The 14,107-nt window shown below is 71.4% G+C and carries 9 protein-coding genes; 2 read left to right on the forward strand and 7 right to left on the reverse strand.

The features are described from left to right. Positions 1-9 precede the first annotated feature (9 nt). The 4 genes from ACQPYA_RS22260 to ACQPYA_RS22275 form a co-directional block, all read right to left on the reverse strand. Complete coding sequence (locus ACQPYA_RS22260) at positions 10-1,986, reverse strand: ABC transporter ATP-binding protein (RefSeq protein ID WP_433533570.1); 1,977 nt, start codon at positions 1,984-1,986, stop codon at positions 10-12. Between the two features lie 130 nt (positions 1,987-2,116). After that, the gene (locus ACQPYA_RS22265) at positions 2,117-2,884 is read right to left on the reverse strand and encodes an enoyl-CoA hydratase/isomerase family protein (protein ID WP_433529032.1); all 768 of its coding nucleotides are present in this window, start codon (positions 2,882-2,884) and stop codon (positions 2,117-2,119) included. A 43-nt stretch (positions 2,885-2,927) separates the two neighbouring features. Then, positions 2,928-3,155 carry a helix-turn-helix domain-containing protein gene (locus ACQPYA_RS22270; RefSeq protein WP_007072022.1) on the reverse strand — a complete coding sequence of 76 codons (228 nt, stop codon included), beginning with the start codon at positions 3,153-3,155 and terminating at the stop codon, positions 2,928-2,930. Between the two features lie 238 nt (positions 3,156-3,393). Then, positions 3,394-4,998: an ABC-F family ATP-binding cassette domain-containing protein gene (locus tag ACQPYA_RS22275; protein WP_433529033.1), complete on the reverse strand. Its 1,605-nt coding sequence runs from the start codon at positions 4,996-4,998 to the stop codon at positions 3,394-3,396. Positions 4,999-5,229: 231 nt separating this feature from the next. Between ACQPYA_RS22275 and ypfJ the strand changes: the two genes are divergently transcribed. Then, entirely contained in the window at positions 5,230-6,132 is a 903-nt protein-coding gene (gene ypfJ, locus ACQPYA_RS22280; protein WP_433529034.1) for a KPN_02809 family neutral zinc metallopeptidase, read from the forward strand. Between the two features lie 97 nt (positions 6,133-6,229). Here the strand turns inward: ypfJ and ACQPYA_RS22285 are convergent, their stop codons facing one another. The 3 genes from ACQPYA_RS22285 to ACQPYA_RS22295 form a co-directional block, all read right to left on the reverse strand. After that, the gene (locus tag ACQPYA_RS22285; RefSeq protein WP_433529035.1) at positions 6,230-6,877 is read right to left on the reverse strand and encodes an acVLRF1 family peptidyl-tRNA hydrolase; all 648 of its coding nucleotides are present in this window, start codon (positions 6,875-6,877) and stop codon (positions 6,230-6,232) included. 186 nt (positions 6,878-7,063) lie between these two features. Further along, positions 7,064-10,771: a M12 family metallo-peptidase gene (locus tag ACQPYA_RS22290; protein ID WP_433529036.1), complete on the reverse strand. Its 3,708-nt coding sequence runs from the start codon at positions 10,769-10,771 to the stop codon at positions 7,064-7,066. 213 nt (positions 10,772-10,984) lie between these two features. After that, on the reverse strand, positions 10,985-11,641 hold the full coding sequence (locus tag ACQPYA_RS22295; RefSeq protein ID WP_433529037.1) for a LysE family transporter: 657 nt from the start codon (positions 11,639-11,641) through the stop codon (positions 10,985-10,987). Positions 11,642-12,225: 584 nt separating this feature from the next. Between ACQPYA_RS22295 and ACQPYA_RS22300 the strand changes: the two genes are divergently transcribed. Then, the gene (locus ACQPYA_RS22300; protein ID WP_433529038.1) at positions 12,226-14,094 is read left to right on the forward strand and encodes a S8 family peptidase; all 1,869 of its coding nucleotides are present in this window, start codon (positions 12,226-12,228) and stop codon (positions 14,092-14,094) included. Positions 14,095-14,107 lie beyond the last annotated feature (13 nt).

Genomic DNA, 14,107 nt, shown 5'->3' on the forward strand with positions numbered 1-14,107 from the left:
CACGGCCGGTCAGTTGGCGGCGGCGGGGGGTAGCGCCTCGTCGGGGACGTACTCGCGGGTCGGGATGACGATCGGCTGCGGGCCGGGCGCGTCGAGGTACGGGGTGGGCGAGTCGGCCACCGCGAACTGGGTGCGGTAGAGCTCGGCGTAGAGGCCGCCGACGGCGACCAGCTCGTCGTGGCGGCCCCGCTCTACGATCCGGCCCTCGTCGAGGACGAGGATCTGGTCGGCGTCACGGACGGTGGAGAGGCGGTGCGCGATCACCAGGGCGGTACGCCCGGCCAGCGCCACCGACAGCGCCCGCTGCACGGCCGCCTCGCTCTCCGAATCCAGGTGCGCGGTGGCCTCGTCGAGGATCACGATCGACGGTGCCTTGAGCAGCAGCCGAGCGATGGCGATGCGCTGCTTCTCGCCACCGGAGAAGCGGTAGCCACGTTCGCCGACGGTGGTGTCCAGCCCGTCCGGCAGCGACCGGACCAGGTCGGCGACCTGCGCGCCGGCCAGCGCCGCCCAGAGTTCGTCGTCGGTGGCGTCCGGTTTGGCGTAGCGCAGGTTTTCCGCGATGGTCTCGTGGAACAGGTGCGAGTCCTGGGTGACCACGCCGATCTCGTCGCGCAGCGAGTCTGCGGTGGCATCGCGCACGTCGACCCCGCCGACCAGCACCTGCCCGTCGGTGACGTCGTAGATGCGGGAGATCAGCATGGACAGCGTCGACTTGCCGGCGCCGGACGGGCCGACCAGGGCCACCATCTGCCCCGGCTCGACCCGGAAGGAGACCCCCTTGAGCACCGGTTCGTTGACCGTACGGTCCAGCGTGGCGACCTCCTCCAGCGACGCCAGGGAGATCTCCGCGGCGCTGGGGTAGCGGAAACGTACGTCGCGGAATTCCACCGTGCCGGCGCGCCGGGGCACCGGCACCGCGTCGGGCCGCTCCCGGATCGCCGGCTCCAGGTCGAGCACCTCGAAGACCCGGTCGAAGGAGACCAGCGCGCTCATCACGTCGACCCGGACGTTGCTCAGCGCGGTGAGCGGGCCGTATAGGCGGGTGAGCAGCAATGCGAGGGTCACCACGGTGCCGGCGCTGACGTCGCCGGTGACCGCCAGCCAGCCGCCGAGGCCGTAGGTGAGCGCCTGGGCCAGCGAGGCCACCAGCAGCATCGCGACGAAAAAGGTCCGCGAGTACATCGCGGAGGTGATGCCGATGTCGCGTACCCGCTCGGCGCGGGCGGCGAACCGGCCGGCCTCCGCCTCCGGCCGGCCGAAGAGCTTCACCAGCAGCGCGCCGGCGACCCCGAACCGCTCGGTCATGGTCGCGTTCATCTTGGCGTCGAGGTTGTACGACTCGCGAGTGATCTCGGCCAGCCGCCGGCCGACCCGCCGGGCCGGGATGATGAAGATCGGCAGCAGCACCAGCGAGAGCGCGGTGATCTTCCAGGAGAGGGTGAGCATCACCGCGGCGGTGAGCACCAGCTGGATCACGTTACTGACCACGCCGGAGAGCGTCGAGGTGAACGCCCGCTGGGCACCCTGCACGTCGTTGTTGAGCCGGCTGACGAGCGCACCGGTCTGGGTGCGGGTGAAGAACTGCAACGGCATCCGCTGCACGTGGTCGTAGACCCGGGTGCGCAGGTCGAGGATGATGCCCTCGCCGATGCGGGCCGAATACCATCGCTGGGCGAGCGAGAGCAGCGCGTCGGCGACCGCGAGCGCGGCGATGAACAGGGCCAGCCGGATCACCAGCGCGGCGGCCTCGGAGCCGCCCCGGGTGATCGCGTCGATCACGTCGCCGGCCAGCAGCGGAGTGGCGACCCCGATCACGGCGGCGACGATCACGGTCAGCAGGAAGATGACGATGTCCCGCCGGTAGGGGCGGGCGAAGGCGACGATGCGGCGAGCCACCCCGCGTTGCAGCCGGTGGGTGGAGATCTCGTCCTGGCTGCGCATCGACCGGAGCATGCTCCAACCGCCCATGCCGCCAGCGGCCATCGGGTTGGACACGCACACCTCCGGGTTGACGGATCTCGCACAGGTCGGGTCAATTCTCCCGACGACTACGACAACCTCGTCCGTAACCCGAATCTTCCCGAGCGGTCCTTACTATTCGCCCCGAGCGGCACTATTCGCCCCGGCCGGCGAGATCGCGCAGCCGCCGGGTCTGTGCCTCCCGCTCGGCCCGCTGCTGCTCGGCGTGGGTACGCCCGGCCGCCCCGGCGAGCAGGGCCTTGATCTCCACCACCGCGTTCCGATCATGGGCGAGGAGCCCCGCGGTGAGGTCCCGCACGGCGTCGTCCAGCTCGGCGTTCGGCACCACGAGGGTGGCCAGGCCGATCCGGTCCGCCTCGGCGGCGTCCATCCGCCGGCCGGTCGCGCAGATCTCCAACGCGCGGGCATAGCCGACCAGCTCGACCAGGCGCTTCGTGCCGGCCAGGTCCGGCACCAGGCCCAGCGTGACCTCGGCCATCGAGAACTTCGCGTCCTCGGCCAGCACCCGCAGGTCGCAGGCGAGCGCGAGCTGGAAGCCGGCGCCGATGGCGTGTCCCTGCACGGCGGCGACGGAGATCACGTCCGGGCGGTGCAGCCAGTTGAACCCGCCCTGGAAGGCGGCGATCCGGTCGGCGCACTCCGCCTCGGGCAACGCGGACAGCTCGATGAACGAACCTGGCCCGGTGGCACCCGCGACGGAGAGGTCAAGGCCGGCGGAGAACGCCCGGCCCTCACCCCGCACGATCACGACACGTACGTCGCCGGGCAGGTCGCGGGAGAAATCGCTCATCGCGCGCCACATCGCCGGGGTCTGCGCGTTGAGCACGTCGGGCCGGCACAGGGTGACCGTGGCTACCGGCCCGTCGCATTGCAGCCGGACCCCGGTCGCCTCGGCGGTCACCGGGCGGCCCGGGTCGCGGTGCTGATCGACGGCGCTGGGCGGGTCACGCCTTCTTGCGACGCCGGGCCCCGCCGCGCTGCCGCAACTGCACCCCGGACTCGGTGAGCACCCGGTGGATGAACCCGTAGGAACGGCCGGTCGAGGCCGCGAGCGCGCGGATGCTCTCGCCCCCGGTGTACCGCTTGACGAGGTCCTTGGCGAGCGTCTGACGCTCGGCTCCGACGATCCGGCGACCCTTCTCAGTGCTGGTGGCTGTGCCAGTGGCTGCCATGCTGTGTCCTCACGTCCCAGACTGTGCGGTTCGGATACGGTCCCACCTATTAGACCGTCTCGAACGATCATGCGCCAGATATCAACTATTCGCCAACCGACACGCTATGCAATGTCAGCTTCCCGATAGGTGACGCTGCCGACCCGACCGGGCCAAGCGGTTAACGGGCCAAGCGGTTAACAAGGGGCCCCTGCTCTACCTGAGGCGTTAATAAGGTGCCCTTCCTTCCTCTTACCCCTCAGGCGAGTTCGACGAGTTCGAGCAGGTCGTCGCTCCAGGCGTCCTCGTCGCCGTCGGGCAGCAGGATGGCCCGGTCGGGCTTGAGCGCGAGCACCGCCCCCGGGTCGTGGGTGACCAGGACAATCGCCCCCGGATAGCGGGCGATGGCATCGAGCACCTGCTCCCGGCTGACCGGGTCGAGGTTGTTGGTCGGCTCGTCGAGCAGCAGCACGTTGGCCCCGGAGCAGACCAGGGTGGCCAGGGCCAACCGGGTCTTCTCGCCGCCGGAGAGCACCCCGGCGGGCTTGTCGACGTCCTCTCCGGAGAAGAGGAAGGCACCAAGGATCTTGCGTAGCTCGGTGTCGGTCTGCTCGATCGACGCGGCCCGCATGTTCTCCAGCACGGTCCGCTCCACGTCGAGCGTCTCGTGCTCCTGTGCGTAGTAGCCCAGTCGCAGCCCGTGACCGGGGTGGACCTCGCCGGTGTCCGGCTCCAGCAGGCCACCGAGCATCCGCAGCAGGGTGGTCTTGCCGGCGCCGTTGAGCCCGAGGATGGCCACCCGGGAGCCCCGGTCCACCGCCACGTTGACGTCGGTGAAGATCTCCAACGAGCCGTACGACTTGGAGAGGCCGGTCGCGGTCAGCGGGGTCCGCCCGCACGGGGCCGGGGCCGGGAAGCGCACCTTGGCCACCTTGTCGGCGACGCGTACCTCCTCCAGACCGGACATCAGCCGCTCGGCCCGGCGGGCCATGTTCTGCGCGGCGACGGTCTTGGTGGCCTTGGCCCGCATCTTGTCCGCCTGGGCCATCAGCGCGCCGGCCTTCTTCTCGGCGTTGGCCCGCTCCCGACGCCGACGCCGCTCGTCGGTCTCCCGCGCCTCCAGGTACGCCTTCCAGCCCAGGTTGTAGCTGTCCACCACGGACCGGGTGGCGTCGAGGAACCAGACCTTGTTGACCACCGACTCCAGCAGGTCGCCGTCGTGCGAGATGACCACCAGCCCACCCTTGTGATTGGCGAGGAAGCCGCGCAGCCAGGTGATCGAGTCGGCGTCGAGGTGGTTGGTGGGCTCGTCCAGCAGCAGGATGCCGCCGCCGTCGTCGCCCGCGTCGCGGAACAGGATGCGGGCCAGCTCGATGCGGCGGCGCTGGCCGCCGGAGAGGGTGCCGATGGTCTGCGCCAGGGCCCGGTCGGGCAGCCCGAGGTTGGCGCAGATCCGGGCCGCCTCGGCCTCGGCCGCGTACCCGCCGAGGGCGGCGAACTGGTCCTCCAGCGCACCGTAGCGGCGGACCAGCCGCTCGTCGCCGCCGTCGGCGAGCTGCGCCTCCAGCTCCTTCATCCCGGACATCAGGGTGTCCAGGCCACGGGCGGAGAGCACCCGGTCGCGGCCGGTGACCTCCAGATCGCCGGTACGCGGATCCTGCGGGAGGTAGCCGACGGGGCTGCGCCGGTCGATCTGCCCGGCGTACGGCTGCCCCTCGCCGGCGAGGACCTTCAGGGTGGTGGTCTTTCCGGCGCCGTTGCGGCCGACCAGGCCGATCCGGTCGCCCGGCTGCACCCGCAGCGTCGTGTCGGACAGCAGGATCCGAGCGCCGGCGCGCAGTTCCAGGCCGCTGGCAGTGATCATGTCGGGGTACTCGCTCTCGGGTTCCGAAGGGCTGACTCAGGGCACACGAAAGCGCCGGCGGATCTCGGTTGACCCGTCGGCGCGGGGCGTTCAGCCTTCGCAGAGCAGCACGAGCCGATTGTACCGGGCCCCGGCTGGCGGTGAACGCGGATTACCGACCAAGATCGTCGGGTACCGATTCGCCGTCCGGAGCGGTTCCGGCCCGCGAGCCACCGACTGATCGGGGTCATCATGGAGCTGAACGAGAACGCGCGGATCGACACCAGCCAGGTGGACGACCGGCGAGGCAGCGGCGGCGGGCGGGGCATCCCGATCCCGATCGGCGGTGGGCGCGGCGGCATCGTCGGGATCATCATCGCCGTGCTGGTCGCCCTCGTCGGCGGCGGCCTCGGCCTGAACGTCCTGACCGACGGCGACGAGCAGGGCGACAACACCGCGCTGGAGCAGCGCTGCGACGCCCCGGACGCGCTGGACCAGCTCGACTGCCGCAACACCCTCTACGTCAACTCGATCCAGGCGTACTGGCGCACCGCCCTGCCGCAGTCGCTCGGCCAGCCGTACCGACCGACCCGCACCGTCTTCTTCAGCCAGGCCGTGAACACCGCCTGCGGCGCGGCCGACTCCGGCGTCGGCCCGTTCTACTGCCCGGCGGACTCGCTGGTCTACATCGATCTCACCTTCTACCAGGTGCTCGCCCGACAGCTCGGCGCGGCCGGCGAGTTCGCCCAGCCGTACGTGCTGGCCCACGAGTACGGCCACCACGTGCAGAACCTGCTCGGCACCAACGAGCAGGTCCGCCGCGCGCAGCAGCGCGACCCGGGCAAGGCCAACGACCTGTCGGTACGCCTTGAGTTGCAGGCCGACTGCTACGCGGGGGCCTGGGCGCGCAATGCGACCGGCACGGCCGACGACAGCGGCCAGAAGATCTTCAAGAGCATCACCGAGCGGGACATCGCCGAGGCCATCGACACCGCGGAGAAGATCGGTGACGACGCGATCTCGAAGCGGGCGAATCGACCGGTCAACCCGAACGAGTTCACCCACGGATCCTCCGCCGACCGCAAGCGCTGGTTCAGCCGGGGCTACGAAACGGGCGACCCGGCCTCCTGCGACACCTTCAGCGGCGCAGTCTGAGGTGTAAGGAGGGGCCCCCTGTTAACGCCTACGGTAGAGAAGGGAACCCTTTTCACCAGCACGTGTTAAGAGGGGGCCCTTCCTTCGTTGGGGGCTGTCAGGCGGGGTCGCGGATCAGGACGTGCACTGCCCGGGCGGCGGCGATCGCGGCGACCAGCACCGCGTGCCGGGGTTCCGGCACGTCGAGCAGCCGGTCTGTGCGCAGCGCGGCCAGTGGGGCGAGTCGGCGGTCGGCGAGCACGGTGTCCACGGCCCGCCGGTCGCCGCCGGCCACCACCACGTCCAGCCGGTCGGCCTCCGGCAGCAGCAGCCGGGCCGCCAACTCGACCGCGTCGGCCAACGCCGCCTTCGCCTGGTTGTCCCGCCGCCGGGCGAACCGCTGCTGCGACCAGCCACCGGCGGCGGTACGACCCTGCACGTACCGGGTGTCCACCTTGTGCACCGGCAACCGCTCCCCCTCCGCGACGCCCACCGCCACCGCACCCTTGCGGGCCAGCAGCAGCCCGACCCGGCGCGGCGCGATCGCGGCGGCCACGAAGGCGTCCAGGTCGGTGGTGGCCGGCGCGCCCGGTGGGGTGTGCAGCTCGGCGGTCGCGCCGTCCGGGGCGGTGAGCAGCAGGCCGTACTCCCGGGCGGTGGTGGTGGGTGGGCCGTGCCGGTCGGCGAAGCCGGCGACCCAGCGGCCGACGCGGGCCGGATCGACCTCGACCCACCGGCCGCCCCCGGCGGCGGGTCGGCTACTCATCACCCGACCGTACGGCACGGGCGACCGCCACCGCACGGCAGGAAAGGCGGACGCCCGCCACCGCACAGCAGAAAGGCGGACGCCCGTCATCAGAGCGGGGAAGGAGGGCGCCCGCCACCGCACGGCGGGGAAGGCGACGCGGGAGGACACCGTCGTCGGCGTCCTCCCGCGCTGGCTCTTCGTGGGTCAGTGCACGGTGAGGTTGCCGCCGGTCAGCCTGACCTCGCCGGTCCCCGCTCCGGTCCAGTCGGACGAGAAGACCAGGAGGCCGCCCTGCCACACGGTGATGCCGACGGTGTCGTTCTTTCCGGGCGAACCCCGGTCGGTCACCGTCACGGCCAGCGTCAGACCGCTGGCCACCACCTTGCCCCTGCTGTCGTACAGGCTGGCCCGGTAGCGGACCTCGGCCGCCTTGCCCTTCGAGGTCAGGCCGAGGCCGTCGACGGTGGCGGCCTTGACCTTGTACGTCCTGCCACCGGAACGGAACTCGATCTCCGCCTTGCCCGACGCCGCCTTCTTCGACGTGGCCGGCTTCGCGTTCAGCTCCACCTCGACCTTGGACTTCGGGTCAGCCGGGTAGGTCCCCGCCGAGCGGCTGACGCTGGCATGCCCGCCGCCGGTCAGGGATGCGCCGTCGGAGACCGCCACCCGCAGCGTGGCGCTGGTGCTGCCGGTGTAGTACCCACCGATCGTCGCGGTGACCGTGTGGGTGCCCGCCGGCAGGGTGGCCGCGCAGGCCGCGGAGCCCGTGGTGGTGGGCGTGGCGACAAGTGCGACCGCGGCGGTGCAGAGCGCCGCGCCGCCGGCGGTGAAGGTCACCGTGGCGTTGCGGAGGTCACCCGCGGTCCTGTCGGTCGCCGACGGGAGCGCCGAACTGTCCCGCAGGACGGCCCGGAGCAGGGCCTTGCCCGCCGCCCCACGGGTCGCGGTGGTCACCAGCGTGTCGCCGGCCCAGGTGGCTGCCGAGTTCTCGGCGGTGACCGTGATGGTGAACGAGGTGCTGACGGGCGGGCTGGCGCCGTCGGCCACCGTCACGGTGACCGGGTATGCGCCCGGGGCCGCCACGGTGGTGCCGGTGACCGTCCAGCTCCGGCTGCCGGGCAGGGTGTCCGCCCCGGAGGTGTTCGACAGGGCCAGCGACAGACCAGCCGGCAGGCCCACGGCGGACGCGGTCAGCGCCGTGCCGGCGGTGTCGGCGTCGGTCGCCGTGACGGTGACGGCCGGCGAGAGCGCGTCGCTGTACTGGACGCCGGCCCCGCCGGCCGGGGCGTCGCTGGCGACCACCGGGACGGCCCGGATGGTGAACTCGGCGTCGTTGACGTCGAAGAAGATGTTGCCGATCGCCTCGATCCTGATCCGTGCCTGCTCGGTGGCGACGTTCGGCAGGGTGACCGTCGCGCTTCCGGTGTTGGCGGTGCTCTCCGCCAACACGTGCGGGAAGGTCTCCCCGCCGTCCGCGGAGAGGGTGACCCGCACCTGGCCGACGTTCACCGGCGCCACGTCGGTGCCGGCCACGTCCCAGGTCACGGTCTGGGTCGAGCCACCGTCCAGGACGGCGGCGGAGTCCTGCGAGGTGACCAGGAACGGCCCGGCGTCCGGGGCGAGCACCACCGCGACGTCGGCGCTGCCGAGGCCGCCGCCCCCGAGCCGCCCGTCCCGCGCGGTCAGCTTGAAGTGCATGGTCCGGTCGTTGCTGAAGCCGACCCAGTCCCGGGTGGGCAGGAACTCCGAGTAGCAGTCGAGGAGGTCCGCCGGCACGTTCGAGGCACCACCACTGGCGGGCGGCGCCGGGGCGGCCGGGCAGGCGCCCGTCCGGGCGTTCGTGTTGCCGGCCAGGATCTGCTTCAGGTCCGGGAAGACCCGCGTCGAGTTGGTGGTCACCGCATTCTGACCCGGCGAGTGGTACTTCAGGGTGTCCTCCGCCGACACCCACGCCGGCTCGCTGAACACCCGGAACAGCGGGCCATTGGTCTTGGTGTTGTTCGTCAGCGCGATCCCGGCGGCGCCACCCCGGTCATTCTGCTCCCACAGGTACGTCAGCGTGTCGCCGTCGGCGTCGGTGGCGCTACCGGTGAGCGCGAACGGGGTCCGCACCGGGATCGTGACGGTGTCCGGCACGGTGACCACGGGGGCGCGGTTGCCGGTCTGCTCGACCAGGTAGCCGCCGTTGTCGATGGCCCCGCCCTTGGCCGTCTCGCCCACGAACCCGGTGGCACCGGAGACGTTGGTGAGGGCGAGTTGGGCGACGTCGGTGGCGGCCAGCGTGCCACCGAAGGTGACCTGGAACCCGGTGTCGTTCAGCGTGCCGCTGCCGCCGAAGGCGGCGACGGTGACCGTGGCGCCGGCCGGCCAGCCGGCGATCGCCTCGATCGCGGCCTTGATCCCGGCGGTGGTGTAGTTGATCCCCCGCACGATGGCAGCCGAGTCGGCCCCGCCGTGGTTGATGGTGAACGAGTCACCGGCGGTGTCGAAGTCGCGCAGCGAGACGGTCTGCACCTCGCTGATCGCCGGCCGGCTCGACGTGACGTAGTTCGTGATCTCGGTGTAGCTGCGGTGCGACCAGTACGGGTCGGTGTGCGGCTGAAGGTTGTCCTGCTGGCAGATGCCGGCGTACGCCATGATCGACGAGCCGCTGCCCGGCTCGTACGAGTTGGCCGCGCTCCGGTTGCCGCCCGAGCAGTTCCACTGGTTGCCGTTGAAGGTGTGGTTGCCGGCGAACTGGTGGCCGATCTCGTGCGCGACGTAGTCCACCGCGTAGAAGTCGCCGATCGGTGTCGGTAGGCCGGTGCAGCCCTGGGCCTTGCCGTTGCCGCCGACCACGCCCAGGCTGGCGATGCCGCCGCCGTTGACGCCGAGTCCGATGTGGCCGACGTCGTAGTTGCTGGCGCCGATCAGCTGACCGAGCACGATCCGGTTGCGGCTCAGCAGGCCGCTGCCACAGGAGGCGATCTGGGCCGGGGTGTAGCAGGCCGCCGCGCCGCACGGGCCGTTCGGCTCGGTGGCCAGCGCCGGAGTGTTCAGGTTCGTCTTCTCGGTGTCGTTGACCAGGACGAGCCGGATCGCGGTCTCGTCCTCATAGATCTGGTTCACCCGGTTGATCAACGTCACCTTCGCCGCGGTCACGTTCTCCGCGCCGAAGAAGGTGGCGTACGACGAGTCGGTGACGAACGCGAGACGGTAGGTGCGCAGCGTCACCAGCGGGCCCACCACCGCCTCGTCCTGGGCCGCCTCGACCTCGTCGTGCAGCGCATGGGCCGCCGACTCGACATCCTCGCGCTCCACGAAGTCACCGTGCTGGTTCGCCAGGTCGCGGGCGAAGTAGCTCGCGTACAGGCTCTGGTCGCGGTGGTAGTACGGGTCGATGTACCACGCGCCGTCGGCCGAGCGGACCGAGGCGTGGAAGCCGAGCGGGGTCAGGTCCGCCCGGAGGGTCGCGGTCGGGTCGTCCAGGCCGGTGCCCGCGTACGTGCTGATCTCCTGATGGGCAGCGGCCAGGCCCGCCTCCATCACCGGCGACTCGACGAGCGCGAAGCGCTGGAAGGTGCCGTCCGGGGCGGGCAGCGACACCACCTGTCGCTGCTGGCGCGCCGCCCGGCGCTGCTCCAGCGGTGCCCGGTCCAGCAGGTTCTCCAGGCCGGCGCGGTCGAGGGTGTAGGCGGACAGCCGCGTCGCCTCGATGGCGGCCGTACGGCCCGACTTCGTTGCGGCGGGCTTGCCGTCCAGCTTCTGCCACGGCCCGTCCGCCGAGGGGGCAGCGCCGGCCGGAGCCGGGGTGAGCACGATCGGCGACATCGTCGCCACCAGCGCGGCGGCCAGGACGGCGGCCAGCCGGCCCCGGCGTGACCGGCCGGCGGCTGACCGGCCACCCGGTCGATGGGTGAGCAAGTTCCTCAACTCGTCTCCCTGTTGGTGAGGGGTGAGACCCACCGCGCCGTCCCGGGTCGACGGGGCGACGCGGATGATCCATGGATGGGCCAGACCCTAGGCGGACGGGGGATGTCGAACATCGGCCGAACAGTGGAAGATGTTCCGGGAGGCGACTGTCGACGATAGACGCAACTCGTTCTTCACAGGACCGTCACGTCGCCGACCGTCCACTGCGGACTTCTACCGGTCGAGGAGCACCGCGAGGGCGAGTGCCGTGATGATGGCGCTCGACAGCAGGGCGGTGACCAGGCGTCCCCGGGCGCCGGTGAGTGTCCGGCCGAGCAGCGTGCCGCCGGCCGCGACCAGCAGTTGCCAACTGGCCGAGGCCAGGAACGCGCCGAGGGTGAACAGCACCGCCACGGCGGCCCCGGACCCGCCCTGGTCGCCGCGTCCGACAACCAGTGCCGTGAAGTAGACGACGGTGGCCGGGTTGAGCAGGGTCAGTGCGAGGATCCCGGCGAACGCCCGCAGCGGGGTGTCCAACCCTCGTCGAGCCGTTGCGCTGCCCGGCGGCCGCGCGGCACCGGCCGCCGGCCGGGCCGGCTCTCGGGCGCGCAGGGCCCACCACGCGCCGTGGGCGGCGAGGGCGAGCAGCACCGTGGCGGCGACCAACCGCAACGGCGTCCCGAGCGGCCTGAGCCAGCCGGCGACGACCGCGCCGCCGAGCGCCGCGAGTCCGGCGTAGATCCCGTCGGCGGTGGCCACCCCGAGCGCGGCGGCCGCGCCGACCCGGAACGAGGTACGCGCCGTCAGCCCCACGACGAGTACCGCGATGGCGCCGACCGGGATGGCGACGCCGTAGCCGGCGACCAGGCCGGCCAGGAAGGCCCCGGTCACGGGGACGGGGAGGGTGGCGAGGAGCACCCGGGCGAGATCGGCTGTCGGCCCGTGGCAGCGGTCGCGGCAGTCAGGCGGGGCAGCATCGGGTACGTCCGCACGCCGACATCCTGCGCCTACCGCACCGCCGGCACCACACGTTTATCCCGGGCCCCGTCCGAGGCCGACGGCTCCTGCGCCCACAGCCGTCCCGTGATTGTCCGCACGCGTCTCGGCGACGGGACCCGTGTGCTGTTCACAGCTCGCGAGAATTGCCGTCAGGCAATCGTCCGGCATCGAATGTCGACGATCACTTCCGGACAGATCCGGGCGAGAGGGCGGCGTCCTCGCTGCTCGCCGCACTGATCGATAGAAGTCGCCGGCGAACAGGCACCAGCACTCCCCACGGCTGACGTTTCAGTTCTGTTAACGCCACTTAATCCATGTTCGTAGATGCAAAAAATCACCATGCTACGGGATTCCAGGGCCGATTTATATCTCTCAACATCGATGGATTTTGGTCCTACCATCTGTGTCAGTCAGCTCCATGGTCACCGACTGTCCTGTCACAAGCAGGTCAGCCGCGCTTCGGAAGGAGGCGGGAGATGCTCCTCTCCCAGCCATCCCGGCGCCCCTGGCGCCTCACGCTCACCGCCGCCGCGACGCTCGCCCTGGTGGCGGTCGCCGCACCGGCCCACGCGGAACCCGCGGAGGGCCAGATCCTGCACGCCGGCGACGTCGCCGCCGTCGCCGACTCGTACATCGTCGTCCTCAAGGACTCGGCGGTGAGCCGGGCCGAGGTGGGGGCCACCGCGAAGACCCTCGCCGGCCGGCACGGCGGCAGCATCGCCCGCACCTACCACGACGCGCTGCGCGGCTTCGAGGCCCGACTGACCGAACGAGCGGCCAAGCGACTGGCGGCCCACCCGTCCGTCAAGTACGTCCAGCAGAACCGGACCGTCTCGATCGCGGACACCCAGGCCCCGACCCCGTCCTGGGGCCTGGACCGGATCGACCAGCGGGCCCTGCCGCTGAACAACAGCTTCACCTACCCCAACGACGGCACGGGCGTCACCGCGTACATCATCGACACCGGCATCCGGTTCTCCCACTCCGACTTCGGCGGCCGGGCCGTCACCGGCTTCGATGCCATCGACGGCGGCAGCGCCGACGACGGCCACGGTCACGGCACCCACGTCGCCGGCACCGTCGGCGGCGCCGCATACGGGGTGGCCAAGGGCGTCACCCTGGTCGGCGTACGGGTCCTGGACAACGGTGGGGGCGGCACCTACGCGCAGGTCATCGCGGGTATCGACTGGGTGACCGCGGACCACGAGCCGGGCGAGTTGGCGGTGGCGAACATGAGCCTCGGCGGCGGCCGTGACCAAGCCACCAACGACGCGGTCAGCCGGTCCATCGCCGACGGCGTGGTGTACTCCATCGCCGCAGGCAACAACTCCGCCAACGCCTGCAACTACTCGCCGGCCAGCACCCCGGAGGCGATCACCGTCGGCGCGACCACCAGCACCGACGCCCGCGCCAGCTACTCCAACTTCGGCACCTGCCTGGATATCTTCGCCCCCGGCAGCGCCATCACGTCGGCCTGGATCGGCAGCGACACCGCCACCAACACCATCAACGGTACCTCGATGGCGGCCCCGCACGTCGCCGGCGCGGCTGCCCTGGCCCTGGCCGCCAACCCGGGCTACGACCCGCAGCAGATCCGCGACCTGCTTGTCGACCACGCCACCACCAACGTGGTCACCAACCCCGGCACGGGCTCCCCGAACACCCTGCTCTACACCGGCAACATCGTGCCGCCCACCCAGGACTTCGCCCTCACCGTCGACCCGACCGCCGGCACCGTCGACCCGGGCAGCTCGACCACGGCCACGGTCAGCACCACCACCACGGTCGGTACGCCGCACGACGTCGCGCTCAGCGTCACCGGCCTGCCGGCCGGTGTGACCGCCAGCTTCAGCCCCGCCACGGTCACCTCCGGTGACACGGCCACGCTGACCCTGAGCAGCGCCGCCAGCACCGTGCCCGGCCTCTACCCGCTGACCGTGCTCGGCACCGGGCCCGAAACCTCCCAGGGCACGACCTACACGCTCACCGTCAACGGCCCGCCCGGCTGCGCCCAGACCAACGCCACCGACTACCCGATCAACGACAACAGCACGATCGAGAGCACGATCGTGATCCACGGATGCGGGCGCACCGCCAGTGCCACCAGCGCGATCGAGGTACGCATCTATCACACCTGGATCGGTGACCTGACCGTCTCGCTGGTCGCCCCGGACGGCACCGCCTACGTGCTGCACAACCGCACCGGCGGCAGCGCCGACAACATCTTCCAGACCTACACCCGGGACCTGTCCGGCAAGGCCGCCGACGGCGCCTGGAAACTGCGCGTCCAGGACTCCGCCAGCGCCGACACCGGCTACCTGGACAGCTGGACGCTGAGCCTCTGACCTGACCCGCCGA

The sequence above is a fragment of the Micromonospora sp. CA-263727 genome, assembly GCF_050942455.1.
Taxonomy (GTDB): domain Bacteria; phylum Actinomycetota; class Actinomycetes; order Mycobacteriales; family Micromonosporaceae; genus Micromonospora.

Coding starts and splice junctions, on each gene's coding strand:
- ACQPYA_RS22275 (WP_433529033.1), bottom strand. CDS start 4,998: ATGATCACTGCCAGCGGCCTGGAACTGCGCGCCGGCGCTCGGATCCTG.
- ACQPYA_RS22285 (WP_433529035.1), bottom strand. CDS start 6,877: ATGAGTAGCCGACCCGCCGCCGGGGGCGGCCGGTGGGTCGAGGTCGAT.
- ACQPYA_RS22270 (WP_007072022.1), bottom strand. CDS start 3,155: ATGGCAGCCACTGGCACAGCCACCAGCACTGAGAAGGGTCGCCGGATC.
- ypfJ (WP_433529034.1), top strand. CDS start 5,230: ATGGAGCTGAACGAGAACGCGCGGATCGACACCAGCCAGGTGGACGAC.
- ACQPYA_RS22260 (WP_433533570.1), bottom strand. CDS start 1,986: ATGGCCGCTGGCGGCATGGGCGGTTGGAGCATGCTCCGGTCGATGCGC.
- ACQPYA_RS22300 (WP_433529038.1), top strand. CDS start 12,226: ATGCTCCTCTCCCAGCCATCCCGGCGCCCCTGGCGCCTCACGCTCACC.